At 46.0% G+C, this 26,342-nt stretch carries 28 protein-coding genes and 1 pseudogene; 15 read left to right on the top strand and 14 right to left on the bottom strand.

The genetic code is table 11. The features are described 5' to 3' along the window. The first annotated feature begins 57 nt into the window (after positions 1-57). Positions 58-504, top strand: a complete 447-nt coding sequence (locus Q5C82_RS16415) for a GNAT family N-acetyltransferase (RefSeq protein WP_003223010.1) — start codon at positions 58-60, stop codon at positions 502-504. Positions 505-556: 52 nt separating this feature from the next. Here Q5C82_RS16415 and Q5C82_RS16410 read toward each other — a convergent pair whose 3' ends face one another. The 6 genes from Q5C82_RS16410 to Q5C82_RS16385 form a co-directional block, all read right to left on the bottom strand. Next, the gene (locus Q5C82_RS16410) at positions 557-1,576 is read right to left on the bottom strand and encodes an NADP-dependent oxidoreductase (RefSeq protein WP_003223012.1); all 1,020 of its coding nucleotides are present in this window, start codon (positions 1,574-1,576) and stop codon (positions 557-559) included. A gap of 107 nt (positions 1,577-1,683) precedes the next feature. Continuing rightward, complete coding sequence (gene yfmF / locus Q5C82_RS16405) at positions 1,684-2,481, bottom strand: Fe(3+)-citrate ABC transporter ATP-binding protein YfmF (RefSeq protein ID WP_003223014.1); 798 nt, start codon at positions 2,479-2,481, stop codon at positions 1,684-1,686. A 12-nt stretch (positions 2,482-2,493) separates the two neighbouring features. Continuing rightward, positions 2,494-3,495 carry a Fe(3+)-citrate ABC transporter permease YfmE gene (gene yfmE, locus Q5C82_RS16400; RefSeq protein WP_003223016.1) on the bottom strand — a complete coding sequence of 334 codons (1,002 nt, stop codon included), beginning with the start codon at positions 3,493-3,495 and terminating at the stop codon, positions 2,494-2,496. Further along, the gene (fecD, locus tag Q5C82_RS16395) at positions 3,492-4,493 is read right to left on the bottom strand and encodes a Fe(3+) dicitrate ABC transporter permease FecD (RefSeq protein ID WP_003223017.1); all 1,002 of its coding nucleotides are present in this window, start codon (positions 4,491-4,493) and stop codon (positions 3,492-3,494) included. The genes yfmE and fecD overlap by 4 nt, the downstream gene beginning before the upstream one ends. Before the next feature lie 72 nt (positions 4,494-4,565). Next, the gene (gene yfmC, locus Q5C82_RS16390; RefSeq protein ID WP_003223018.1) at positions 4,566-5,513 is read right to left on the bottom strand and encodes a Fe(3+)-citrate ABC transporter substrate-binding protein YfmC; all 948 of its coding nucleotides are present in this window, start codon (positions 5,511-5,513) and stop codon (positions 4,566-4,568) included. Between the two features lie 109 nt (positions 5,514-5,622). Further along, positions 5,623-5,991, bottom strand: coding sequence for a YfmB family protein (locus Q5C82_RS16385; protein WP_003223021.1), 369 nt, complete (start codon positions 5,989-5,991; stop codon positions 5,623-5,625). Positions 5,992-6,234: 243 nt separating this feature from the next. On the opposite strand from Q5C82_RS16385, the gene Q5C82_RS16380 reads away from it, so the two are divergent. The 9 genes from Q5C82_RS16380 (at position 6,235) to nosA (ending at position 16,579) form a co-directional block, all read left to right on the top strand. Next, the gene (locus Q5C82_RS16380) at positions 6,235-6,582 is read left to right on the top strand and encodes a general stress protein (protein WP_003223026.1); all 348 of its coding nucleotides are present in this window, start codon (positions 6,235-6,237) and stop codon (positions 6,580-6,582) included. 194 nt (positions 6,583-6,776) lie between these two features. Continuing rightward, on the top strand, positions 6,777-8,039 hold the full coding sequence (locus Q5C82_RS16375) for a pectate lyase (RefSeq protein ID WP_003223028.1): 1,263 nt from the start codon (positions 6,777-6,779) through the stop codon (positions 8,037-8,039). Positions 8,040-8,166: 127 nt separating this feature from the next. Next, positions 8,167-9,600 carry an anion permease gene (locus Q5C82_RS16370; protein ID WP_003223030.1) on the top strand — a complete coding sequence of 478 codons (1,434 nt, stop codon included), beginning with the start codon at positions 8,167-8,169 and terminating at the stop codon, positions 9,598-9,600. A gap of 182 nt (positions 9,601-9,782) precedes the next feature. Beyond that, on the top strand, positions 9,783-11,369 hold the full coding sequence (locus tag Q5C82_RS16365; RefSeq protein ID WP_003223032.1) for a sensor histidine kinase: 1,587 nt from the start codon (positions 9,783-9,785) through the stop codon (positions 11,367-11,369). 13 nt (positions 11,370-11,382) lie between these two features. Beyond that, positions 11,383-12,063, top strand: coding sequence for a response regulator (locus Q5C82_RS16360; RefSeq protein WP_003223045.1), 681 nt, complete (start codon positions 11,383-11,385; stop codon positions 12,061-12,063). A 2-nt stretch (positions 12,064-12,065) separates the two neighbouring features. Then, entirely contained in the window at positions 12,066-13,025 is a 960-nt protein-coding gene (locus tag Q5C82_RS16355) for a tripartite tricarboxylate transporter substrate binding protein (protein ID WP_003223047.1), read from the top strand. A 191-nt stretch (positions 13,026-13,216) separates the two neighbouring features. After that, positions 13,217-14,518: a citrate transporter CitM gene (gene citM, locus Q5C82_RS16350; RefSeq protein ID WP_003223049.1), complete on the top strand. Its 1,302-nt coding sequence runs from the start codon at positions 13,217-13,219 to the stop codon at positions 14,516-14,518. A gap of 55 nt (positions 14,519-14,573) precedes the next feature. Then, positions 14,574-15,368, top strand: a complete 795-nt coding sequence (locus tag Q5C82_RS16345; protein WP_003223050.1) for an MBL fold metallo-hydrolase — start codon at positions 14,574-14,576, stop codon at positions 15,366-15,368. 119 nt (positions 15,369-15,487) lie between these two features. Then, on the top strand, positions 15,488-16,579 hold the full coding sequence (gene nosA, locus Q5C82_RS16340; RefSeq protein ID WP_003223052.1) for a nitric oxide synthase: 1,092 nt from the start codon (positions 15,488-15,490) through the stop codon (positions 16,577-16,579). Here the strand turns inward: nosA and Q5C82_RS16335 are convergent. Beyond that, positions 16,570-16,845, bottom strand: a complete 276-nt coding sequence (locus Q5C82_RS16335) for an acylphosphatase (protein ID WP_013307940.1) — start codon at positions 16,843-16,845, stop codon at positions 16,570-16,572. The genes nosA and Q5C82_RS16335 overlap by 10 nt on opposite strands. Before the next feature lie 64 nt (positions 16,846-16,909). On the opposite strand from Q5C82_RS16335, the gene Q5C82_RS16330 reads away from it, so the two are divergent. Continuing rightward, positions 16,910-17,575, top strand: a complete 666-nt coding sequence (locus tag Q5C82_RS16330) for an MOSC domain-containing protein (protein ID WP_003223057.1) — start codon at positions 16,910-16,912, stop codon at positions 17,573-17,575. Between the two features lie 47 nt (positions 17,576-17,622). Here the strand turns inward: Q5C82_RS16330 and Q5C82_RS16325 are convergent, their stop codons facing one another. From Q5C82_RS16325 to map, 4 genes are all read right to left on the bottom strand, one after another. Next, on the bottom strand, positions 17,623-17,754 hold the full coding sequence (locus Q5C82_RS16325) for a YflJ family protein (RefSeq protein WP_003223059.1): 132 nt from the start codon (positions 17,752-17,754) through the stop codon (positions 17,623-17,625). Positions 17,755-17,926: 172 nt separating this feature from the next. Further along, positions 17,927-18,082: a hypothetical protein gene (locus Q5C82_RS16320; RefSeq protein WP_013307941.1), complete on the bottom strand. Its 156-nt coding sequence runs from the start codon at positions 18,080-18,082 to the stop codon at positions 17,927-17,929. A gap of 109 nt (positions 18,083-18,191) precedes the next feature. Then, positions 18,192-18,506: a DUF3243 domain-containing protein gene (locus tag Q5C82_RS16315; RefSeq protein WP_003223064.1), complete on the bottom strand. Its 315-nt coding sequence runs from the start codon at positions 18,504-18,506 to the stop codon at positions 18,192-18,194. 80 nt (positions 18,507-18,586) lie between these two features. After that, positions 18,587-19,336, bottom strand: a complete 750-nt coding sequence (gene map / locus Q5C82_RS16310) for a type I methionyl aminopeptidase (RefSeq protein ID WP_003223067.1) — start codon at positions 19,334-19,336, stop codon at positions 18,587-18,589. A gap of 170 nt (positions 19,337-19,506) precedes the next feature. Between map and nagE the strand changes: the two genes are divergently transcribed. Next, the gene (gene nagE / locus Q5C82_RS16305; RefSeq protein WP_003223069.1) at positions 19,507-20,865 is read left to right on the top strand and encodes an N-acetylglucosamine-specific PTS transporter subunit IIBC; all 1,359 of its coding nucleotides are present in this window, start codon (positions 19,507-19,509) and stop codon (positions 20,863-20,865) included. 33 nt (positions 20,866-20,898) lie between these two features. Here nagE and ltaS read toward each other — a convergent pair whose 3' ends face one another. Then, on the bottom strand, positions 20,899-22,848 hold the full coding sequence (gene ltaS / locus Q5C82_RS16300) for a lipoteichoic acid synthase (RefSeq protein WP_003223071.1): 1,950 nt from the start codon (positions 22,846-22,848) through the stop codon (positions 20,899-20,901). Positions 22,849-22,952: 104 nt separating this feature from the next. Between ltaS and Q5C82_RS16295 the strand changes: the two are divergent. From Q5C82_RS16295 to Q5C82_RS16285, 3 genes and pseudogenes are all read left to right on the top strand, one after another. Beyond that, positions 22,953-23,091: pseudogene (locus Q5C82_RS16295) on the top strand (hypothetical protein). A 14-nt stretch (positions 23,092-23,105) separates the two neighbouring features. Beyond that, on the top strand, positions 23,106-23,498 hold the full coding sequence (locus Q5C82_RS16290; protein ID WP_003223073.1) for a DUF1992 domain-containing protein: 393 nt from the start codon (positions 23,106-23,108) through the stop codon (positions 23,496-23,498). A gap of 127 nt (positions 23,499-23,625) precedes the next feature. Next, positions 23,626-25,041, top strand: coding sequence for a sodium:alanine symporter family protein (locus tag Q5C82_RS16285; RefSeq protein ID WP_032727231.1), 1,416 nt, complete (start codon positions 23,626-23,628; stop codon positions 25,039-25,041). Here Q5C82_RS16285 and Q5C82_RS16280 read toward each other — a convergent pair. Continuing rightward, positions 25,038-26,114, bottom strand: a complete 1,077-nt coding sequence (locus tag Q5C82_RS16280; protein ID WP_003223078.1) for an endospore germination permease — start codon at positions 26,112-26,114, stop codon at positions 25,038-25,040. The genes Q5C82_RS16285 and Q5C82_RS16280 overlap by 4 nt on opposite strands. Before the next feature lie 23 nt (positions 26,115-26,137). Beyond that, positions 26,138-26,338 (bottom strand): hypothetical protein, encoded by a 201-nt coding sequence (locus Q5C82_RS16275; RefSeq protein ID WP_003223081.1) that lies wholly within the window; start codon positions 26,336-26,338, stop codon positions 26,138-26,140. Between the last annotated feature and the right edge of the window lie 4 nt (positions 26,339-26,342).

Raw genomic sequence — 26,342 nt, 5'->3', positions numbered from 1 at the left:
AAAGCCCTTCTTTTTTGTTGTAAAATAATAGAAAAAGGTTCGTGTGGGGGTGAGGGGATGGCTTCAATAGACAGGTTTCAAATAGTGAAGGAGCCTGAGCTGAAAGTTATTGAACACTGGTTTGAAGATGAGGATACCAGGCGGAGAATGGATGGCATGCTCCCATTAGATGTGTGGTATGAACGAGTGAATCAAGATGAAGACAATACTGTCATCATGGCATATGACGGGCAGCTGCCGGCAGGGATGGTCGTTATGGAGTTCGTGGAGGAGCGGGCGTATATTGGATTGATCGTCAATCCTTTGTGCCGGTTTCAAGGGTACGGAAAACAGATATTAAAAAAACTGCTGGGTGACCCTGATTTTAATGGTGTGCGGGAATGGGTTGCATGCATTGAAGAAGACAATCGAATCAGTTTGGCTTGCTTTCAAGCAGCCGGATTTACTTTGGAAGACACGGAACCTGATGAAGATGGCTTTATCACTTTGATTGTTCGGATCTGACCATACACAAAAACAAGGAGGGCAAAAAGCCCTCCTTGTTTTCATTATCATGTCAGCTCGGATCACTGACTTTGATCAGCTGTTTTCCTTTATTTTCGCCTTTAAATAAGCCGAGAAACGCGTCAGGAATGTTTTCGAAGCCTTCTGTGATGGTTTCCTCGTAATGGAGCTTTCCGTCCTTCAGCCATTCGGCCAGCTGTTTTGCTCCTTCAGAAAAGCGATCGGAGTAGTCGCCTACAATAAACCCTTGCATCAGCGACTTCGTTTTGATTAGCTTCGATTGGACGCGAGGGCCCATGTCATCTGCTTCACTTTCAGCGTTGTAGGAAGAAATGGCGCCGCACACCGGAATGCGGGCAAATTCATTGAGAAGGTTCATGACCGCATCTGAAATCGGCCCGCCGACATTGTCAAAATACACATCGATACCGTCAGGACAAGCGTCTTCAAGCGCTTTCTGGATATCTTCTGCTGTTTTGTAATTGATGGCTTCGTCAAACTGCAGCTCCTGTTTTAAATACTCGATTTTTTCATCAGAGCCCGCAATGCCGACGACTCGCGCGCCTTTGATTTTGGCAATCTGCCCGACTGTTGAACCGACGGCTCCCGCAGCTCCGGAGACGACCACGGTTTCACCTTCTTTCGGGCGCCCGATGTCCAGCAGTCCGAAATATGCCGTCAAGCCGGTCATTCCCAAAATGCCGAGATAGGCTGAAGCGGGAGCGAGGCTTGTATCAATTTTTCGCAAGGCAGACTCGCTGACAGCGGAATATTCCTGCCAGCTGAGATTTCCGATGACGATATCGCCTTTTTTCAGATGCTCACCATCTGACATGACTTCAGCGATAACCCCGCCAGAGAGCGCTTCATCCAAGTCGAACGGTTCAACATACGACTTCGTATCCTGCATACGGCCGCGCATATAAGGGTCAACTGATACATAAAGCGTTTTGACAAGCACTTCACCCTGCTGGGGTTCAGGGACGGAGATCGTTTCAAAGCGGAAGTCTTCATGAACGGGAACCCCTTGCGGACGTCTGGCTAATTGAATCTGCTGTTGAGTTTTTGTCATATTCATCCTCCTATTACTTGATTGACACCAATGTAACACGGACAGGAGAAGAAATACAAAAGGTAAGCTGGCATACAAAAAAGGAGAGGGGGTACCTCTCCTTTTCATTACGCTCGTAATTTCGGGCACAGTCCCGTCGGCAGGCACATGGGCTTCTGGTCGATCGGGCTTCTCATGATACAGCATTCCAAGCCGAAGACTTCACGGAAAAACGGCTGGGTAAACACATCTTCCGGTGTTCCGGCATTGTATATTTTTCCGTCCAGCACACTGATCAGATAGTCAGCATATTGAGCGGCTTGGTTTAAGTCATGGAGTACCATGACTACGGTGCGGCCATGATCGCGGTTTAGCTTTTTCAGCAGCTCAAGAACTTCAATCTGGTGTGAAATGTCTAAATACGTGGTCGGTTCGTCAAGCAAAAGCAAATCAGTGCCTTGCGCAAGTGCCATGGAAATCCATGCTCTTTGTCTTTGGCCGCCTGACAGGGCATCCAGTGTCCGTTCTTTCAGCTCAATCATGCCCGTTGCGTCCAGCGCCCACTCTACCATGTCGTGATCCTCTTGGGTATGCTTGGATAACAGCTTTTTGTGAGGATGTCTGCCGAAATAGCATAATTCCTCTACTGTCAATCCCTCAGGCGCCTGAGGAGATTGAGGAAGAATGGCCAGTTTTTTTGCGACTTCTTTTGACGGCTGGCGGTGTATATCTTTTCCTTCCAATAGGACCGTACCGCTTTTTGGAGCCATCAGCCTGGCAAGCGATTTGAGGATTGTTGATTTCCCGCAGCCATTGGCGCCGATGAGCGCAGTGATTTTTCCTTCTTCTATCTTTAAATCGACTCCGTCAATAATCACTGTGCTGTCATATGAAAGAGTGAGCTGGTCTGCAGCCAGTTTTCCCATGGTATCCTCTCCCTACTGTTTCCTCGCTTCGAATTTCAATAAATATAAAAAATAAGGCGCGCCGATCACGGCTGTCAGTATTCCGGCCGGTATTTCAACCGGAGGCATGATGCCGCGCCCTAACGTATCTGCAATTAATAATATAATAGCACCAATCAATGCCGATGCAGGCAGTAAATATTTAGCTTTTTCTCCGGTAAGCCGTCTGGCGATATGCGGAGCAAGCAAGCCAATAAAACCGATTGAGCCGACGACGGCTACACAGCTTCCTGCCAGCGCAACCGCGGTGAAAATCAGGATGAATCTCAGCCGGTTTGCGTTTTCGCCGAGACCCTGCGCAAGCTCATCACCGAGCGACATAATATCCAGCTTCGGTATGAGAATGCAGACGATCGGCAACAGAACCAAAAGCCATGGTGCAAGCAGCTTGACTTCTTCCCAGTTTCTTCCCCATAGGCTTCCTGTCAGCCAAATGAGTGCAGCATTCACGTCACCCGGAAACTTGACCATCATATATTGCATCCCGGCGTGGCAAACCGCGCCTAAGGCAATGCCTGATAAAGCCAATGAAGAGGGCTGAATACTTTTTTTGCGGGCTATCATTAATAATAGTACAGCAATAATGGCTGCTCCGGCAAATGCAGAGAACGGAAGCACGTACACCGGCGATTCAGGAAAGATCAGAATGACAGCCATCGCCGCAAGTCCGGACCCTTTTGAAATGCCGACAACGTCCGGGGAAGCGAGCGGGTTGCGGATGACACCTTGCAAAATCGCTCCGGCTGCGGCAAGCCCGGCACCGGCCAAAATCGCTAATATAATTCGTGGAAGGCGGTATTGCTGGATGATGAATTCAAAGGAATGATCCAGTCCCAACAAGTTCGTCACTACTGTATCCGGTGAAATGTATAATGCACCGAAGCCGATGCTGATGACGGACAGAACGATCAGAATCACGGCCAATATGAGTATCGCCAGCAAGGGGCGTTTTTGTTTTCTGGTTGTTTTCTTCATTTCAGATTTCGCCCTTTCCTTGCCAAATATAAGAAGAACGGTGTTCCGATAATCGCGGTGACGATGCCGACCGGTGACTCATATGGAAATGCAATCCATCTGGCCAGAACATCTGCGTACACCAGCAATATGGCACCGAACAGCGCCGAAAACGGAAGCACGTATTGATAATGTTCTCCGATCAGCTTGCGGACAATATGTGGAACGAGCAGTCCGACAAAGCCGATCGGCCCGGCGACAGCTACGGAAGCACCGGATAGAATTAAAATGATAAAGCTGATCAGAATCCGGATGCCGTTCATATTTTGTCCAAGCCCTTTTGCTGTTTCGTCTCCGAGACCAAGTACAGAAACAGAACCGGAAAACACGAGGGCAAGACCGATGCCGATGACAGAAAACGGAGCGATGGTCATGACGTCCTGCCAATTGCTTCCGTCAATCGCGCCTGTCATCCAGTACAGAACATCCTCTCCCGACTCATTTAAAATAATGATGGCCTGTGTCATGGAGGAGAGGAACAGATGCACCGCCATTCCCGACAACGCCAGCTTGACAGGTGTCATTCCGCCGGATGAGGCAATCATGTACACAATCGCGCCGCCTGCTGCCGCACCCGCAAAAGCGAATACAACGGAAGAATAGGGCGATGCCGGCAGGATGACGAGAGAAGCAACGACAAAAAGCGATGCACCCGCATTTACACCGAAAATTTGAGGTGAAGCCAGAGGGTTTCTAGTCATGGCCTGCATCAGCGCTCCTGCTACGGCCAGGCTGGCGCCGACGAAAACGCCGATTAATGTGCGGGGAAGGCGAAGAGTAGAGATGATGAGCTGTTCCTTTGAACCATCCCATACAAAAAGATATTTCAATGAATCTATAATGCCGATGTCTGAGGCTCCTACTGAAAGATTCAGCCCAAGCCCGAATATCAAAATGATCAGTGCGATGATGAACATCATCAGTCTTGATGATGAGCGCCGTTTGGCCGAATGATACAACAGTCTCACTTCCTTACTGCGTCTGGTTGCAAAAACGAAGAAGCAAGGATTTCCCCTCGCTTCTCATTTGTCCTACTTATTATACACTTTTTTAAGCACGTCCTTGGCGCTTGTTTCACTAGACTTGATGCCTCTGAATCTTGTCCAAGTGTCACGGTCCGCATCATAGACTTGTCCGTTTTTCACCGCTTTGAGATTTTTCCAGAGCGGGTTCGTTTTCCACTCGTCTACAATTGTCTTGCCTTCGTTGGCTGAGATGAATAAAATATCCGGATCGATTTTGCTCAATTGCTCGAGGCTGACCTCTTGATAGGCTTCATTTGACTGCACAGCGTGTGTAAAGCCGAGCATTTTAAAGATTTCTCCGTCATAAGATGATGACGTATGAAGCTGGAAGGAATCTGCTCTTGCAACCCCGAGAACAATGTTGCGGTTTTCATCTTTTGGAAGCTCCGCTTTTAGATCGTTGATGACTTTTTTGTGCTCGGCAAGCTTTTCTTTTCCTTCATCTTCTTTATTTAATGCTTTAGCAATGGTTGTAAAGCTGTCGATCGTTTCGTCATATGTCGCTTCCCGGCTCTTTAATTCTATCGTCGGGGCGATTTGTTTCAGCTGTTTATAAATGTTTTTATGGCGCTCAGCGTCAGCGATAATTAAATCAGGCTTCAAGGAACTGATGACCTCAAGATTTGGTTCGCTTCGTGTGCCTACAGATGTATAATCAATTGAGCTGCCGACAAGCTTTTTAATCATATCTTTTTTGTTGTCATCGGCGATTCCCACCGGCGTAATGCCGAGATTGTATACAGCATCCAAGAATGAAAGCTCAAGGACAACCACTCGTTTAGGTGTGCCGCTTACTGTCGTTTTTCCTTCTTCGTGCTGGATCACTCTAGAATCCTTAGACTTGCTTTCGCTGCTTCCGCTGTTATTCTGGCTGGATGAACAGCCGGATACAATGAAACAGGCGATTAATAAAACACTCATGATAGCAATCAACTTGTTAGAATAGGTGCGCATGTCATTCTTCCTTTTTTCAGATTTAGTAATGAGAATCATTATCACATGTAAACACTATAATAGCATGACTCATCATGTCAATATTTTTTTAGTAAAGAAAGCTGCGGATTTACTGCTTTCTCATGAAAGCATCATCAGACACAAATAAATGATATACAGCATTGCCGTGTCTGCGGGATAAAAACGCATTGGCATTGGCTTTAGAGGTTTCGAGCATTTCAGCGTTAACATATGGAAGGAGAGTCCCGAGATAGCCAGACAATTTCTTTTCTATTTCTTCTGCGAGTGCGAATTCAATGTCACCGATATTCATAATAATCGAGAAAACAAAGTCGATATCGATATGAAAATGTTCCTCAGCAAAGACCGCAAGCTCGTGAATTCCTGGTGAACAGCCGGATCGCTGATGAAAAATCTGTTTGACTAAATCACTCACAACCCACGCATTATATTGCTGTTCTGGTGAAAAGTATTGCATTAGACATACCTCCTGCTTGTACGGATAAAGGCTGCAATTCATGATCGTTTGCTCCGCGCAGCGGTTTCTCTTTGATTTTGACTTTTCTGAAAATAGTTTCCGTTCCTACCACTTTACCATGGGCCGAAAATAAATGGCTACTACCATTCTTCCTGTTTTTCTTTTCAATGTTCTGGAATCTGTTTCATCCATATGTGACCGGGTATGAAAGAAATATAGTAATCATGAAGGAGGAATGTCGAAATGAAACCAGTTGTAAAAGAGTATACAAACGACGAACAGCTCATGAAGGATGTAGAAGAATTACAGCAAATGGGTGTTGCGAAAGAAGATGTATACGTCTTAGCTCACGACGATGACAGAACGGAACGGCTGGCAGACAACACGAACGCCAACACGATCGGAGCCAAAGAAACGGGTATCAAGCATGCGGTAGGAAACGTGTTTAATAAAAAAGGAGACGAGCTCCGCAATAAAATTCATGAAATCGGTTTTTCTGAGGATGAAGCCGCTCAATTCGAAAAACGTTTAGATGAAGGGAAAGTGCTTCTCTTTGTGACCGATAATGAAAAAGTGAAATCCTGGGCATAATGCAGGGATATAACCCAAAAGGCCAACTTCGGCTTTTTGGGTTTTTTTTGCGGTCTTTGCGGTGTATGTGTTGCAGAATGCCGCAATAAGATAGCGGAACATTTTCGGTTCTGGATGTCCCTCAATTTGCTATCATATCTTTGTGAGAAATTGGAATATAATCTCACAAAATAGAAAATGGGGGTTCATAGTGAATGAAAAAAGTGATGTTAGCCACGGCTCTGCTTTTAGGGTTGACTCCAGCTGGCGCGAACGCGGCGGATTTAGGCCATCAAACATTAGGATCAAATGATGGCTGGGGCGCGTACTCGACCGGCACAACAGGCGGATCAAAAGCTTCGTCATCCCACGTGTATACCGTCAGCAACAGAAACCAGCTTGTCTCGGCATTAGGCAAGGACACCAACACAACGCCAAAAATCATTTATATTAAGGGAACGATTGACATGAACGTCGATGACAATCTGAAGCCGCTTGGTCTAAATGATTATAAAGATCCAGAGTACGATTTGGACAAATATTTGAAAGCCTATGACCCTAGCACATGGGGCAAAAAGGAGCCGTCGGGGACACTAGAAGAGGCGAGAGCACGATCTCAGAAAAATCAAAAAGCACGAGTCATGGTGGATATTCCGGCAAACACGACGATCGTCGGTTCAGGGACAAATGCCAAAATCGTGGGCGGAAATTTCCAGATCAAGAGTGATAATGTCATCATCCGCAACATCGAATTCCAGGATGCTTATGATTATTTTCCGCAATGGGATCCGACTGACGGCAGCTCAGGAAACTGGAACTCACAATACGACAACATCACAATAAACGGCGGCACGCATATATGGATTGATCATTGTACATTTAATGACGGTTCCCGTCCGGACAGCACATCGCCAAAGTATTTCGGCAGAAAATATCAGCACCATGACGGCCAAACCGATGCTTCTAACGGCGCTAACTATATCACGATGTCTTACAACTATTATCACGATCATGATAAAAGCTCCATTTTCGGATCAAGCGACAGCAAAACATCTGATGACGGCAAATTAAAAATCACGCTCCATCATAACCGCTATAAAAATATCGTCCAGCGCGCACCGAGAGTCCGCTTCGGGCAGGTGCACGTTTACAACAACTATTATGAAGGCAGCACAAGCTCCTCGGATTATGCCTTCAGCTATGCGTGGGGAATCGGAAAATCATCTAAAATCTACGCTCAAAACAATGTCATTGACGTGCCTGGACTGTCAGCCGCTAAAACGATCAGCGTATTCAGCGGGGGAACGGCTTTATATGACTCAGGCACATTGCTGAATGGCACGCAGATCAACGCATCGGCTGCAAACGGGCTGAGTTCTTCTGTCGGCTGGACACCGTCTCTGCACGGCACAATCGATGCTTCCGCGCATGTAAAATCGAATGTTATATCTCAAGCGGGTGCGGGTAAACTAAATTAAGAAATGAAAAAACACAAAGGGCTGCTCACCTTTGTGTTTTTTAATTAATTAAAATGTTTATTAACTTAGTTAAGGAGTAGAATGGGAAAGGGGATCGGAAAACAAGTATATAGGAGGAGACCTATTTATGGCTTCAGAAAAAGACGCAGGAAAACAGTCAGCAGTAAAGCTTGTTCCATTGCTTACTGTCGCTGTGGGACTAATCATTTGGTTTATTCCCGCTCCGTCCGGACTTGAACCTAAAGCTTGGCATTTGTTTGCGATTTTTGTCGCGACAATTATCGGCTTTATCTCCAAGCCCTTGCCAATGGGTGCAATTGCAATTTTTGCATTGGCGGTTACTGCACTAACTGGAACACTATCAATTGAGGATACATTAAGCGGATTCGGGAATAAGACCATCTGGCTTATCGTCATCGCATTCTTTATTTCCCGGGGATTTATCAAAACCGGGCTAGGTGCGAGAATTTCGTATGTATTCGTTCAGAAATTCGGGAAAAAAACCCTTGGACTTTCTTATTCACTGCTGTTCAGTGACTTAATATTATCACCTGCCATTCCAAGTAATACGGCGCGTGCAGGAGGCATTATATTTCCTATCATCAGATCATTATCCGAAACATTCGGATCAAGCCCGGCAAATGGAACAGAGAGAAAAATCGGCGCATTCTTATTAAAAACCGGTTTTCAGGGGAATCTGATTACATCTGCTATGTTCTTAACGGCGATGGCGGCGAACCCGCTGATTGCCAAGCTGGCCCATGATGTCGCAGGGGTGGACTTAACATGGACAAGCTGGGCAATTGCCGCGATTGTACCGGGACTTGTAAGCTTAATCATCACACCGCTTGTGATTTACAAGCTGTATCCGCCGGAAATCAAAGAAACACCGGATGCGGCGAAAATCGCAACAGAAAAACTGAAAGAAATGGGACCGTTCAAAAAGTCAGAGCTTTCCATGGTTATCGTGTTTCTTTTGGTGCTTGTACTGTGGATTTTTGGCGGCAGCTTTAACATCGACGCAACCACAACCGCACTGATCGGATTGTCGGTTCTTTTATTATCACAGGTTCTGACTTGGGATGATATCAAGAAAGAACAGGGCGCTTGGGATACGCTCACTTGGTTTGCGGCGCTTGTCATGCTGGCCAACTTCCTGAATGAGTTAGGCATGGTGTCTTGGTTCAGTAATGCTATGAAATCTTCCGTATCAGGATTCTCATGGATTATTGCATTCTTAATTTTAATTGTTGTGTATTTCTATTCTCACTACTTCTTTGCAAGTGCGACAGCCCACATCAGTGCGATGTATTCTGCATTTTTGGCTGTGGTCGTGGCTGCGGGTGCACCGCCGCTTTTAGCAGCGCTGAGCCTCGCATTCTTCAGCAACCTGTTCGGGTCAACGACTCACTACGGTTCTGGAGCGGCTCCAGTCTTCTTCGGAGCAGGCTACATTTCACAAGGTAAATGGTGGTCTATCGGATTTATCCTGTCGATCGTTCATATTGTCGTATGGCTTGTGATCGGCGGATTATGGTGGAAAGTACTGGGGATATGGTAGAGAGAAAAAGGCAGACGCGGTCTGCCTTTTTTTATTTTAAAGCAATTCCTTTATCTTCATTCAACTAATCTGCAAAACATATTTCCTCCTATTGTTTACCCTTCAAAAGAAATGGATTTTGAAAAATGAGAAAATTCCCTGTGAAAAATGGTATGATCTAGGTAGAAAGGACGGCTGGTGCTGTGGTGAAAAAGCGGTTCCATTTTTCCCTGCAAACAAAAATAATGGGACTGATTGCGGCTCTGCTGGTTTTTGTCATTGGTCTGCTGACCATTACGTTAGCCGTTCAGCATACACACGAAGAACGAAGACAGGCTGAACAGCTGGCGGTTCAGACGGCGAGAACCATATCCTACATGCCGCCGGCTAAAGAGCTCATTGAGAGAAAAGGCGGACATGCGGATGAGACGCAAGAGGTCATTGAACAAATGAAAGAACAGACTGGCGCGTATGCCATTTATGTGTTGGATGAAAAAGGAGACATTCGGAGCGCCTCGATCAAAAGCGGCCAAAAGAAACTGGAGCGCAGCAGAGAAATTTTGTTTGGAGGCTCGCATGTTTCTGAAACAAAAGCGGATGGACAAAGAGTCATCAGGGGGAGTGCGCCGATTATTAAAGAGCAGAAGGGATACAGCCAAGTAATCGGCAGCGTGTCTGTTGATTTTCTGAAAACCGAGACAGAGCAAAGCATCAAAAAGCATCTGAGAAACTTGAGTGTGATCGCTGTGCTTGTGCTGCTGCTCGGATTTGCCGGTGCCGCCGCACTGGCGAAAAGTATCAGGAAGGATACGCTTGGCCTTGAGCCGCATGAGATCGCGTCTCTTTATCGGGAAAGGAATGCAATGCTTTTCGCGATTCGAGAAGGAATCATTGCCACCAATCGTGAAGGCGTCGTCACCATGATGAATGTATCGGCGGCCGAGATGCTAAAGCTTCCCGAGCCTGTGATCAATCTCCCTATTGATGACGTTATGCCGGGAGCCGGCCTGAAGAGTGTGCTTGATCAAGGAGAAATGCTGCCAAACCAAGAGGTAAACGTGAACGATCAAGTTTTTATTATCAATACGAAAATGATGACTCAAGGCGGTCAGGCGTATGGGATTGTCGTGAGCTTCCGGGAGAAAACAGAGCTAAAAAATCTGATCGATAAACTGACAGAGGTTCGCAAATATTCAGAGGATCTCAGGGCGCAGACCCATGAATTTTCAAATAAGCTTTACGCGATCTTAGGGCTGCTTGAGCTTGGTGAGTATGATGAAGCCATTGATCTGATTAAAGAGGAATACGCGATACAAAATGAACAGCATGATATTTTATTCCATAACATCCATTCGCAGCAGGTGCAGGCGATTTTGTTAGGAAAAATAAGCAAAGCATCGGAAAAGAAGGTCAAGCTGGTTATTGATGAGAACAGCTCGCTCGCGCCTCTTCCTGCACATATTGGCTTATCTCACCTCATTACGATTATCGGCAACTTAATTGATAACGCTTTCGAAGCTGTAGCGGATCAAAGCGTGAGGGAGGTATTGTTTTTTATCACGGATATGGGCCGTGACATTGTCATCGAAGTATCAGACACAGGGCCCGGTGTGCCGCCCGATAAGACGGAAGCTGTGTTTGAAAGAGGCTATTCTTCAAAGGGGAGGAAGAGAGGCTACGGTCTGGCCAATGTGAAAGACTCAGTGCGTGAACTGGGTGGCTGGATCGAACTGGCGAATCCAAAAACTGGCGGTGCGGTATTCACTGTGTTTATACCGAAGAAGAAATAAAGGGGGAATCCATTTGATTCACATCGCGATTGCGGAGGATGATTTTCGGGTTGCGCAAATCCATGAGAGATTGATTGAACAGCTTGATGGATTCAAGATTATCGGCAAGGCGGCCAATGCCAAAGAAACAATGGCGCTTTTGGAGAAACAAAAGGCTGATTTGCTTTTGCTGGATATTTATATGCCGGACGAACTTGGGACCACGTTGATTCCGGAGATACGAAACCGATTTCCTGAAGTGGATATTATGATCATCACAGCGGCAACAGAAACCCGTCATTTGCAGGAAGCGCTGAGGGCAGGGATTGCCCACTATTTGATCAAACCCGTAACGGCTGACAAGTTCAGACAGGTGCTGCTTCAGTATAAAGAAAAAAGAAAGTTGCTTTTATCTCAGGCAGAGGTCAGCCAATCCATGATTGATCATATTTTCGGGAACAGTGTGAAGACATCTTTGCCGGCGGAGGATTTGCCGACAGGCATTAATTCGATTACACTGCGAAAAATTAAGGAAGCGCTTCGAACTGCGTCAGAAGGATTGACAGCGGAAGAGCTTGGAGAAAAAATGGGGGCGTCACGAACGACTGCCCGCCGCTATGCCGAGTACCTTGTAGCAAAAGATGAAGCAAGAGCTGAGCTTGAATACGGGATTATCGGCAGGCCGGAGAGAAAATATTATTTGGCGGCGGAATAAATATGAAAAAATGTATGATTCTATTGATTGCTTTATTGATCTTTATGCAGGGGGACATCAGGCAGGCGGCTGCGCCGCGCCTGCCTGACGGGCCGATTGAAATTGTCGTCCCCGCTGAACCTTCTGGCGGATGGGACGTCACGGCGCAGGCGATCCAAGCCGTTTTGAGACAGAAGCAGGTCGTGAAGGATGAGGTTCATATCGTCTATAAACCCGGCGGCGGGGGAGATAAAGGCTGGAAATATGTCAACGAAAGCAGCAAACAGACCATCAGCATGACGTCCAGTTTAATACTGAGCAATGATCTTCTTGGGCAAAGCAAATTAAAAATTGGCGATTTTACTCCGCTCGCCATTCTCTCCAAGGAATGGCAGACGGTTGCATTGCCAAAAGGATCGGCGTTAACAAACGGCAAGGATTTGCTGAATGAGATTAAGATGCATCCCGGCAAGGTGAAAATCGGCTTTGCCCCGGGCCTTGGCAATGATGATCAGCTCTCGTTCGTCAGAGCAGCAGATATGTACGGCATTGACTCTTTTGACATTCAATTTTTGCAGTATGACAGCAGTGAACAGCTTATTCAGGCGCTGATCAGACATGAGATAGAAGCGGCTTCCATGACACTTTCTGAAGCGAAACCATATGAGCGGCACGGCGATATCACGTTAGCTGCTGTAACGTCTGATAAAAGACTTCCCGGTTTTCCTGATGTACCAACGTGGAAGGAGCAGGGGATCCCGTTTGTTTTTTCACATTGGAGAGGGGTTTTGGGTCCGAAAAACATGTCGGAGGAAGAGATTTCTTTCTGGGATCAAGCGCTAAAGAAGGTCACATCCTCGCGAGAGTGGAAGCGGAAAATAAATGAACAGGACTGGGAAAGCTTTTATTTGAACAGCAGGGAAACGAAACGGTTTCTTGACCAACAATCCGCTTTTTATCAAAGCATTATGACAGGGAATTAAGATCCCGGGATTCTGGGATCTTTTTGATGCGCCCGGAAATGATCAAAAAGAACAAAACGGTTTTAAAAAATTAAAAATACAAAAAAACCAAATTATTTACTTGCGATTGGTTTTCCCATACGATGGCAAAAAGGCAAGAAGGGGAGTAAGGGAGAAAAAATGTAAGCGGATTCATTTGAGGGGGAATGGACGTGTTAGCAATTTTAGGCTTTCTCATGATGCTCGTGTTTATGGCATTGATCATGACAAAACGGCTTTCTGTTTTGACAGCTTTAGTTTTGACGCCGATTGTGTTTGCACTTATCGCCGGATTTGGATTTACTGAAGTTGGGGACATGATGATTTCGGGGATTCAGCAAGTCGCGCCGACTGCGGTCATGATTATGTTCGCGATCTTATATTTTGGAATTATGATTGATACAGGGCTGTTTGATCCGATGGTTGGCAAAATTTTAAGCATGGTCAAAGGCGACCCGTTAAAAATTGTTGTCGGGACAGCGGTTCTTACGATGCTCGTCGCCTTGGACGGAGATGGCTCGACTACTTATATGATTACGACAAGCGCAATGCTTCCGCTCTATTTGCTGCTTGGCATCCGGCCAATTATTTTGGCGGGAATCGCGGGAGTCGGCATGGGGATCATGAACACGATTCCATGGGGTGGCGCAACACCGCGGGCGGCGAGCGCGCTGGGGGTTGATCCGGCTGAGCTTACAGGGCCGATGATTCCTGTCATCGCAAGCGGAATGCTTTGTATGGTGGCTGTTGCGTATGTGCTTGGAAAAGCGGAACGAAAGCGCCTAGGCGTGATTGAACTGAAACAGCCGGTAAATGCCAATGAACCGGCGGCTGCGGTTGAAGATGAATGGAAGCGGCCGAAGCTTTGGTGGTTCAATTTATTGTTAACGCTTTCTTTAATAGGATGTTTAGTATCGGGTAAAGTCAGTTTAACCGTACTGTTCGTCATTGCGTTCTGTATTGCGCTGATTGTGAATTATCCAAACCTTGAGCATCAGAGACAGCGCATCGCAGCGCACTCCAGCAACGTGCTGGCTATCGGCTCCATGATTTTTGCTGCGGGGGTTTTTACGGGGATTTTGACAGGCACCAAAATGGTTGATGAAATGGCGATTTCGCTTGTGTCTATGATTCCTGAACAAATGGGCGGGTTGATCCCGGCGATAGTGGCCTTAACAAGCGGCATTTTCACATTCCTGATGCCGAATGACGCGTATTTCTACGGGGTGCTGCCGATTTTATCAGAAACGGCTGTCGCATACGGTGTCGATAAAGTGGAAATTGCCAGAGCCTCTATTATCGGCCAGCCGATTCATATGCTGAGTCCGCTTGTGCCATCCACTCATTTGCTTGTCGGACTTGTCGGAGTTTCTATTGACGACCATCAAAAATTCGCCTTGAAATGGGCGGTTCTCGCAGTGATCGTCATGACGGCTATCGCTCTATTGATCGGTTCGATCTCTATTTCCGTATGATAATTCAGGCGTAATGACACACACTAACGGCATACAACATACCGGAGGTGTCATCATGAGTGATCCTTATATGCCGATGACTTCAGTCAGAAGCGGAACGGGGTTCGAAGCGGCAAAAGGGGTGCACGGCCTGACCGTGCAAATTGCGAATGTCTATTTTATTCAGCTGCCTTCTGAACCTCGCTCATTTGTTTTAATTGATGCCGGCATGCCTCAATCAGCCGGCATGATTGTAAATGAAGCCAAACAAAGATTCGGCGATGATTTTCAGCTGAAGGCGATTATCCTCACACACGGGCACTTTGATCATATCGGTGCGATAGAAGAGATCCTTGAACATTGGGATGTCCCTGTTTATGTCCATTCTCGGGAAATGCCTTATGTAACAGGTAAAGAGGATTATCCTCCGGCTCGTCCTGACAGTAATAGCGGGCTGGTCGCCAAACTGTCGCCGCTGTTTCCGCGGCACTCCATCGATATTTCCTCACATGTACAGGCACTGCCGGAAGATGGCTCTGTACCGTTTCTTGACGAGTGGATGTGGATTGCGACTCCCGGACACACCCCTGGCCATATTTCGTTATTCCGCGAGGACGGGCGCGTGCTTGTGGCAGGTGATGCTGTCATTACAGTAGAACAGGAGAAAATGGCAGACGTCTTGATTCAAAAACAGGAGCTTCATGGGCCGCCGGCTTATTTCACGCCTGACACAGGGGCTGCAGCCGAATCCATACAGAAGCTTGCCGGCCTTGAACCGGAAGCACTGCTGACGGGACATGGCATACCGATGACCGGCAAAAACTTTCGCAGTGACTTAATTGAATTGTCAAATCGTTTATCGTCTCTTTGACACCCGGAAACGCGGGTGTTTTTTTATCGTTTTCCAAGAAGATACAGAAAAATCATTTGTCTTCCGGCTTAAAAACGTTACAATGAAAAGCATGAATGCGATTTGAAGGGGAGAGTTTGTTGGAAGAAAAAGAAATACTCTGGAACGAAGCGAAAGCGTTTATTGCCGAATGCTATCAGGAATTGGGAAAGGAGGAGGAGGTGAAAGACCGTCTCGATAGCATTAAAAGTGAAATTGACCGGACCGGAAGCTATGTACATACGAAGGAAGAAATCGAGCACGGGGCGAAAATGGCTTGGAGAAACAGCAACCGCTGCATCGGCAGATTGTTTTGGAATTCGCTGAATGTCATCGACAGACGTGACGTCCGGACGAAGGAGGATGTGCGGGATGCCCTCTTTCATCACATTGAAACCGCCACCAATAACGGGAAAATCAGGCCGAGCATTACGATTTTCCCTCCGGAAGAGAAGGGTGAAAAGCAAGTCGAAATCTGGAATCATCAGCTGATCCGATACGCTGGATATGAATCAGACGGGGAAAGAATCGGTGACCCGGCTTCCCGTTCCCTGACGGCAGCCTGCGAGCAGCTTGGCTGGCGTGGAGAGCGAACGGATTTTGATCTGCTGCCGCTCATTTTTCGCATGAGAGGTGACGAACAGCCGGTCTGGTATGAGCTGCCGCGTTCACTTGTGATCGAGGTTCCAATTACACATCCTGAAATCGAAGCGTTTTCAGATCTGGAGCTGAAATGGTACGGCGTGCCAATTATTTCTGATATGAAGCTTGAGGTCGGGGGTATCCATTATAATGCCGCGCCATTTAACGGCTGGTATATGGGCACGGAGATCGGAGCGAGAAATCTGGCAGATGAAAAGCGGTACGACAAGCTCAAAAAAGTGGCGTCCGTTATCGGCATTTCTACTAATTACAATACAGATTTATGGAAGGATCAAGCGCTTGTTGAATTGAATAAAGCTGTGCTGTATTCGTATAAAAAGCAAGGTGTCAGCATCGTGGACCATCATACGGCCGCAAGCCAGTTTAAACGGTTTGAAGAACAGGAGGAAGAAGCGGGCAGAAAGCTGACGGGGGACTGGACGTGGCTGATTCCGCCGATTTCACCCGCTGCCACTCATATCTTCCACCGTTCCTATGACAACTCAATCGTTAAGCCGAATTACTTTTATCAGGATAAGCCTTACGAGTAAACAACGGAAAATCGGTGATGGCCTTCAAGGCTGCGGGATTCTGTGACAGAGACGTCGGTAACCTTAGAGAAAGGGCTGCCTTTCTTTACAGCCTCAAGAAATGATTGTAAGGCGTTTTCCGGGCCTTCTGCCAAAATCTCGACACGGCCGTCATCACGGTTTTTGACCCAGCCGGCCAGTTTTCGCTTATCGGCTTCCATTTGAACAAAATAGCGAAAGCCCACACCTTGAACCCGGCCGCCTGCAACGATTCGGTATTGAAGCATGTAAAAACCACCTTTTCTTTTTATGATAATCAATCATTTTACAACCTGTAAAGGGGATGTGTTTATGAAGTCACTGCACTATCCAGTTCTTTCTCTTAATCTCGGAAAGCCACAGACGCTTGAGTATGACGGCAAAAAAATTAAAACCGGCATTATGAAGCAGCCCGCTGATTCCGCTGTTATGCTGCATCGGGAGAATTTTGAAGGTGACGGACAGGCGGATCTCGTCAATCACGGCGGACCTGATAAGGCTGTCTGTGTCTACCCGGCCGAGCATTATCCGTTTTGGGAAGAGTTTCTCTCAAGAACGCTGCCTAGCGCCGCATTTGGTGAAAATCTGACGGTCGCGGGTCTGACCGAGGAGAACGTTTGCATCGGGGATGTGTTCAAGCTTGATGAAGCTGTTGTTCAGGTCAGCCAGCCGCGCCAGCCGTGTGTAAAGCTTGCGAAAAAGTTTGGCGTTAAGGAAATGGTGCTGAAGGTTCAGAAAACCGGCTATACCGGCTTTTATTTTCGTGTGCTGGAAGAGGGCAGGGTGTCTCCCGGCGCCAAACTGGAATTGCTGTCCAGAGGCGAGAAAGCCATATCAGTCCAATTTGCCAACCGTATCAACTACCATGATGCAAAAAATCTCGCCGCCATTGAACGGATTTTAAGTGAAGACGCACTATCGGAAAGCTGGAGAGCGTCCTTTATGAAAAAAAGGGACAGGCTGCTGCCGGTTGAGTAGAAAAAAAGCCGCGCATATCAACATGCGCGGCTTTACCATTCTTATAATTATTTTTTCTTTGTTTCAAGCAGGTTGGCAAGAAAATAGGTTTTATAGCTTTGAAGCTTTCTTCCTTCATGGTGCGTGATCCCCTGCTTTTTTAATTCTGCCACATACCAGCCTTTACTGCCGTAATGCATGTCAGAAAACTCCTTTCCCTATCTCTCCCAATGGAGAGGATTTTACCAAACGATTGGCATTGTAACATCCATGGAATGATGCTGAAAAGAGATGCGGGAAAAACTGAGCCTTTCGCACTAGTTGTGCGAATGTCCTTCTGTATGTATATGCCGAGTAAAAGCTGAATATGAATTAATGGCCGGTTAGTTTGATCATGACAACGCCGAATGTCATAATGCTGAAAACAATGCCGATATATGTGAGCATCCCGTTTTTTTTCTTCACGCCGTAAACGGTCATAATGATGCCTTCAATGAAAAAAATGATGCCGAAAATAATAAACCACATGCAGATAAAGGCTCCTTTCACAGACATAATAGTAGTGTAGCATATCTGGAAGAGCCGGGCTGTGACAATATCAAGAAAGCCGGGCAGCATATGCGCCCGGCTCGTGTTTTTATTGCTTATCAACCAATTTGACCAGCAGCTGTGCCAAATGTTTTTTCTCATCTTCGTCCGCAACGCTCCAAAGTTCTTGCAGCAGCATTTCTTCACTGTTGTGCGGCTCTTCATGCTTCGCGAGGTAGTCTCCCAGGATCGCGGCGCTTTTCACAAGCTTGCCGTCATCCAATCCCAGCTTTTTGCCTCGGTTCACTTGTTTACTCAGATAGTCTTTAAATTCCTCAAAGTCTTTTAAAATTTCTTCTTTTGTTGTGCCATGCATTGCATTCATTTCGTTTTCAATTTGGATTTTTTCTTGATCTCTGTTCATTGCAATACCTCCTCCTGCGAATAGTGATGTTTTACCTGCAATTGGAGGAGGTTAAACCATCCGGCAGCCCGGAATGTGTTTTACAGTTTTGTCAGGATAATCGGTTCATCTTTTGTGATGACGATGGTGTGTTCAACTTGGGCAACCATGCTTTTATCCGGTGTCTTGAACGTCCAGCCGTCTCCAGCTTCAACAATCGTTTCCGCTTTCGTTGAAATAAACGGTTCAAGCGCGATGACTGTGCCGTTTTTGAAAAGCGCGTTATCAAACGGATCATAATAGTTCATGATGTGGTTCGGCGCTTCATGAAGGCTTCTGCCAATTCCATGGCCGGTCAGGGTTTTGATGACGGTAAATCCTTGAGATCGTGCTTCATGATAAACGGCTCTTCCGATTTGGTTTTGGCGCTTGCCTGCTTTTGCCTGCTGCAGCCCTTTTTGAAAAGCGTCTTCCGCGCATTGGCAAAGCTTATGAAGGCGTTCTTCTCCTTCACCGAGCACAAATGAGATGCCTGTGTCGGAATAGAAGCCACCAAATTCAGCTGAGATGTCAATGTTCACAAGATCTCCCGCTTTTAAAATTTTGGAAGTGCTTGGTATGCCGTGGGCCACTTCATCATTTACGCTGATGCATGTCACACCCGGAAAGTCGTATTCTTTCTCAGGAGCTGAAACGGCGCCATGCTCATCAAGCACTGCTTTTCCGATAAGGTCAAGGTCTTTTGTGCTCATGCCGGGCTCTGCTTTCCGTTTCATTTCTTCACGCGCCAGCGCAACGATTCTTCCGATTTTTTTCAGGCCTTCTAATTCTTGATCGTTTGTTACAATCATCTGTCATTCCCGCTTTCTTTTTAAATAATCTAGTTTAAGCTTACCACATCTGTCTTAAAAATAGGAAACACACGGACCTGGGAAAAAAGAAATATCCCGGGAAAATTGGTATAGATCACTAGATATCCTATATGGTATATTTGAAAAAAAAGGGTAAGAGGGGGATGGGTATGCTTTCATTTTTACAAAAACTCGGGAAGTCATTTATGCTCCCGATTGCGGTTCTGCCTGCAGTCGGGATTATCCTTGCGCTTGGCAGAGAGGATTTATTTAATATCCCGTTTGTCTATCAAGCGGGGACGGCGGTTTTTGATCATCTGCCGCTTATTTTCGCGATCGGAATTGCCATTGGCATTTCAAAGGACAGCAATGGGGCCGCGGGGCTGTCAGGAGCAATATCATATCTGATGCTTGACGCGGCGACAAAGACAATTGATAAAACAAACAACATGGCGGTGTTTGGGGGAATCATTGCCGGTTTAATTGCCGGCTACACCTATAATCGCTTTAAGGATACAAAGCTGCCTGAATATCTTGGATTCTTCAGCGGCAGACGGCTTGTGCCGATTGTAACAGCCATTATTACGATCATTTTAGCAGGCATATTCGGAGTTGTCTGGCCGCCGATTCAATCGGGCATTAACGAGTTTGGAGAATGGATGCTTGGGCTCGGCGGCATCGGGGCTGGCATATTCGGCCTGTTCAACAGGCTGTTAATTCCGCTTGGCCTTCACCACGTGCTGAATAATATTTTCTGGTTCCAATTCGGAGAATATAACGGAGTGACCGGAGATCTGGCTCGCTTTTTCGCGAAAGATCCGACAGCAGGGACATATATGACCGGCTTCTTCCCAATCATGATGTTTGGTCTTCCGGCGGCGTGTCTGGCTATGGTTGTGACTGCAAAGCCGTCAAAACGGAAAGCAACGGCGGGAATGATGATTGGGTTTGCCTTGACTGCGTTTATCACAGGGATTACGGAGCCGATTGAGTTTGCATTTATGTTTTTATCTCCGCTATTATACGCTGTTCACGCGGTTTTAACCGGGCTGTCTTTATTTATCGTCAACTGGCTCGGCATCCGCTCAGGCTTCTCTTTTTCTGCCGGAGCCATTGATTATGTGCTGAGCTACGGAATTGCAGAAAAACCGCTGCTGTTGCTTCTGGTAGGTATATGCTATGCGGCAGTCTATTTTATTGTGTTTTATGTACTGATTAAGGCATTGAATTTAAAAACGCCGGGACGCGAAGATGATGATGTGGATGAAGTGCTGGATGAAAATACTGTTCAGGATGTCAATGAAAACCTTATGCTGAAAGGGCTCGGCGGAAAAGAAAACCTTCAAACCATTGATCATTGCGCCACAAGACTGCGGCTGACTGTGAAGGATACCGCTTTAGTGGATGAAACGCTGCTAAAGAAAGCAGGCGCAAAAGGGGTCGTCAAATCAGGCGGGCAATCGGTTCAAGTGATCATTGGCCCGAATGTCGAATTTGCTGCGGAGGAATTGAGAGCTGCGGTGAAATAAAAAAAGCAGAGAGGCTAGCCTCTCTGCTTTTTCTTATTTATCTTCATCATCCGTTGACGTTTCGGAAGAATCTTCGTCGTGTTTTGTGTAATCATAATCGGAAGGGTTCACCTTCGTAAAACCTTTCGGCTCATAGAAACGCAACAGGTCTCCGTTTATGATTTTATCGGACATTTCAAGTTCCTTCTTGACGAGTGAGTCTTCTGACTTGTCGATTTCGGATTCATCAAGCTCTTTTCCGGTTTTCGTATCGTAATACTTGCCGGATACTTTCGTGTACTTCGGTGAAATAAAGTCTCCATTACGGAACGGAATCACTTCACGGTGTTCTTTAGATAAAATATCAGAACCGGACATCAGATAGTCTTTCGTATCCACTCCGAGCAAATGCAGAATGGTAGGAGCCACATCGACGTCACCGGCATATTTATGAACTTTCTCGCCCTTCACGCCGGCAGCGTGGATAAAGAGCGGCACCCGTTGAAGCTGGGCGTTGTCATAATCAGTGATTTCATCTTTGCCAAGAACTTTGGCCATCGCTTTATTGTGGTTTTCAGAGATGCCGTAGTGGTCTCCGTACATCACGATAACCGATTTATCATATAACCCGTCTTTTTTCAGGTCATTGAAGAATTGTTCAATGGACTGATCAAGGTAATGGGCTGACTGGAAGTAGTTGTTGACGACAGAGTCACCAAAGTCTCCAGCCGGGAAGTCTGTATCCCCCTCATCCATTCCGAATGGGAAGTGGTTAGATAAGGTAATGAACTTCGTATAGAACGGCTGCGGCAGGCTTTCTAACAGCGGCATTGATTCTTTGAAGAACGGTTTATCCTTCATGCCGTAGTTTTTCGTGTTTTCTTCGTTCATGTCATAGTAGGCAGAATCAAAGAACTTATCGATGCCTTCTGCTTTGTACATTTCGTTACGGTTCCAGAACGTCTGCGTGTTTCCGTGGAACGCAGCAGATGTGTAATCCTTAGACTTCAAAATCGCCGGAACGGATTGAAGCGTGTTTTGTGCTTTGTTTACGAAAACTGAACCTTGAGCCAGCGGGTACAGAGAGTTTTCCATCATAAATTCCGCATCAGATGTTTTACCTTGTCCCGTTTGGTGGAAAAAGTTATCAAAGTAGAACGTTTCGTTATCGTGTGCCAGTTTATTTAAGAACGGTGTGACTTCTTTGCCGTCAATTTTATAGTCGATGGCAAAGGTCTGCAGAGATTCAAGTGAAACGTAAATGACGTTTTTGCCTTCCGCTTTGCCGAAATACACGTTATTCGGCACGTCGTAGTTGGCTTTCATGTAGTTTTCCACTTCCGTCACGTCGCTGGAATCGGCAAGCGCACGCTGGCTGTTGGATTTGATATTCTGCACCGCGTCATAAATCGTAAAATTGTACGTTCCCAAGTATTTCACAAGATAGTTTCGGTCGAATGATCTTGTCAGCAATTCAGGTCGGTCTGATTCCGCAACTGCCAAGTTGATTAAGAACACAAGAATCGAAGACGCAAGAACGATTCGGAACGATTTTTTGCTGGACGTTTCGGCGGGCTTGTTCACTTTGATCGCCAAGATGATCAGAATGATCGTGTCGATAAAGTAAAAGGCGTCAGTCGGTCTCATCAGCGAAAATGCGCTGTCACCGAGTTGGCCGCCGTTTGTTTTAGCCTGCATAATGACCGGAATTGTAATAAAATCATTGAAAAATCTGTAGTACACAATGTTTGCGTACAGTAAAAAAGACATTAAAAAATGAATCACTATAATGGCTGTCTGCTGTAATTTTTTCTTGAACAAGAGTCCAAAGCCAAGAAAGAACAAGCTTGAGCTTAAAGGATTCACAAAAAGCAATATTTTTTGTATCGTGTTGTCTATTCCTAAGTTGAAATTCAGGACATAACCGACATACGTTTTGATCCATAACAGGACGACCGCAATTAAGAAGAAGGCCAGTCCTCTTTCTTTTATAAATGTTTTCATTGTTACACTCCTTTTTTCCGATCACAGTTCGAGCGAAACGATAGAAAAAACGAACGTATCCAATATAACACGAATCAGCAGATTAGAAAAGTGAAAATCGTCGGGTGGAGAAAGTGGCGAAAAACGCCGTCGAATCAACGTTTCGCTTGACATATTGCCAAATGTAAAATAAGGTTTCTTTCTAGAAATAAAGGAATAAAATGGTACTATGGGAGATGTATGATAAAATATAGGTATAAATGAAAAGAGGTGGAATGATGGATTTTTCCCATATTGTGTCTGAAGATAAAATTAAGCGTGCCATCAAAGACGGAGAATTTGAAAACCTTCCGGGAATGGGAAAACCGCTGCCAAAGGATGACGCGGCACATTTGCCGGAATCGCTCCGCATGAGCTACCGTATGTTAAAAAATGCGGGAATGGCAGAGGACGAGGGCGCGCTCAAAAAAGAGCTCATGACCATCGACCATTTAATCGCAAAATGCTATGACGAAAAAGAACGTGAGCTATTAATCAGAAAAAAAACCGAAAAGCAGGTGCTGCTTGATAAGCTTGTCGACAAAAAAGGCATGTTTTCAAAGCCAGCGTCCGCCTTTTATAAGAATAAAGTATATGACCGGCTTGGACGAAACAGACCTTCTTCCAGCTGATTTGCCTTGTCTGAAGGATGGCGATTGATAGAAGCCATCCTCTTTATGTTCCAGTGGTCTCTGTCTAAAAGGTTTATGTTTAACCGTCTGTGGGGAAATGACTCATAAACGAAAAAAGGGTGATGGGATGGAACAACTATTGGAATGGATAGAGCGTATTTCTGACTGGCTGTGGGGTCCGCCGCTAATCATCTTGCTGACGGGGACGGGATTGTACTTCACCATTTTGCTGAAATGTTTTCAATTTCGCTATCCTTTATACATTTTGAAACAGACGATCGGCAGTGTAGGAAAAAAGCCGAAGGGAGAGGGCACAGTCACTCCGCTTCAGGCATTGACGTCAGCGCTCAGCTCAACAATCGGTGCCGCGAACATTGTCGGGGTGCCTGCCGCTATTATGTTTGGCGGACCCGGAGCGGTTTTTTGGATGTGGCTTATTGCCTTATTTGCCATGGCGATTAAGTTTTCTGAAAGTGTGCTTGCTGTTCATTACAGAGAAAAAAATGAGCAGGGGGAATTTGTTGGGGGACCGATGTATTACATAACAAAAGGGCTGCGCATGAAATGGCTCGGCGTATTTTTCTCTGTTGCACTGATCGTGGAGCTGATACCGAGCATTATGGTTCAGGGGAATTCGGTTTCAGTCTCTCTTGCCGAAACGTTTTCCTTCAATAAAATATACGCGGGAATCGGCATTGCGTTTTTGATCGGGTTAGTGGTAATAGGAGGGGTAAAGCGGATTGGAAAAGTAACAGAGTTTGTCGTGCCTCTTATGGCAGGGGCATACGTGGGAGCCGGTCTCCTCATTGTTCTGATGAACCTTTCATCAGTGCCGGCGTTTTTCTCTCTTATCTTTTCGAATGCGTTTACCTCTTCTTCAGCTGTTGGAGGATTCGCTGGCGCTGCCCTGGCTGAAACCGTTCGCTGGGGATTTGCCCGCGGGCTGTATTCTAATGAAGCCGGAATGGGAACCGCCCCGATTGCACATGCGGCGGCAAAAACGGATCACCCTGTAAGGCAAGGATTCTGGTCTGTGATCGGCATTGTCATTGACACTTTGATCATCTGCACCACCACCGCTTTTATCGTCCTTTCATCCGGTGTCTGGACAGGAAAGAATGCATCAAATGATCCGGCCGCACTGACGACTGCTGCATTTCAGCACTATTTTGGTTCTGGCGGAGGGTATTTCGTCTCGGTTTCTCTCGTTTTCTTTGTTGTATCGACCATCATGGTTGTCATTTTTTACGGCGTAAAGCAAGCTGAATTTCTGTTCGGGCGGCTGGCAGGACATGTGATCAAGTTCGTTTATTTAGCGGCTATTATCATAGGTGCCGCAGGCGGAGCAAAAGCCATCTGGGGCATATTGGACTTAGCATTAGTTTTTATTGTTGTCCCGAATGTAATTGCGCTGCTGTTATTGAGCAGAAAGGTAAAAGCGCTATATACCGAATTTTTTACATCTGAACAGTATTACCTGAAAGATAGAGGGAAAACGAAACAGAACCCTGTTTACCAGACAAAAGAAGCCAAAAATTCTTAGTGTTTTGTTTTAGCGCCAAACATCGCTTTGCTTTTGATGATCAAATAGATGAATAAAGGCAGTAAAAGAGAAATCACCACATTAATGACCGGCTTAATTCTGTTAAAGTCGATCAGCTGATTTGTATTTAGGAAGAACCAAAAGCTGCATACAAGCGAAAACATGCCGGTTGGTGTATACATGGCTTTCAGATCGATTTTTGAGTGTAAAAAGGAAAGCCCGTATACCACAATATAAAGCGAACCGGCTATCTTCACCATAATGACCGGAATCCATAAGGCCGCGATGATCAGGTCTGAACGATCCAGGAAATCCGTAATGCGGATCTGTCTGATCACCATATAGGCCGGATCAAAGAAAGTAGATGTCAGGTTAGGACCAAAGACAGAAATTGAAGAAAATAACATCACGGCTAGCAATAAAGCTCCCAGCAGGATCGCGATAATGGTATGTTTCAGCGGAACGCTCCGGCTTGAGAAGAGAAGCGGCAAGATGATCAATTCCCCCATTGTTCCGAACGCATAAAAGCCTGATTGAAGGTATTGGATCGGCCCTTCAAAGACCGGTGTTATATTTTGCAGCTCAATTTGTGTGGCCAGCGTAAATGGAAGGAACAAGACCAGGGTGCCGAATGGAAATAAAAAAATTTGCGCCATTCTGGTCAACGTTTCTTTGCCCTCTCTGGCAATACAGATCGCTACAAAGATAATAACGCCGCCAAGAACGGCCATCGGTGTTCTCGGGAGAAATAAAATGTTAATTAAATTGATAAAGAAACGTATGTCATGAGCGTTAATTAATAGGAAATATAAAGTGAACAGCAAAATAATAAACCTGCCGGCGATTGGAGAGGAATCGCTCAGCAGCTCATAGATATTTTGATCCTGATGCTTTTTCATCAGCCTGTGCATCAGCCAGAGTGCTGGAATCACGAGGATAACGCCGAGGATGTAGCTGTGCCAGGCGTTTTGTTTTGCCGATTCGATCATGAGGATCGGGGCATGCTTCAGTCCGACCGCTAACGTATACAGCGCTCCGAAAAATAATCCTTGATATGCAGAAGTCTTATCCATAAAGCACATCCTTTCTGTCATGTTCAAAACGGAATATATTTAAATAGGTGTCCCAGCCGCGGAAGCAGGGGATTCACTCTCATATAAATCCACAGAAAAATACTTCCTGCAATCAGCAGGCTGAAAGCCCATTTTGTTGCGGTGTTAGCGGAACGAAAATTCTTCCATTCATATGCGTAAATGGCAATGCACACAATCAATGCCTGTACAATATAGCTGATCATGCCG

It is taken from the genome of uncultured Bacillus sp. (assembly GCF_958411575.1).
Lineage (GTDB): Bacteria > Bacillota > Bacilli > Bacillales > Bacillaceae > Bacillus > Bacillus spizizenii.
Note: the sequence above shows the minus strand (reverse complement) of the source record. Positions and strands in the feature narration are given on the sequence as shown.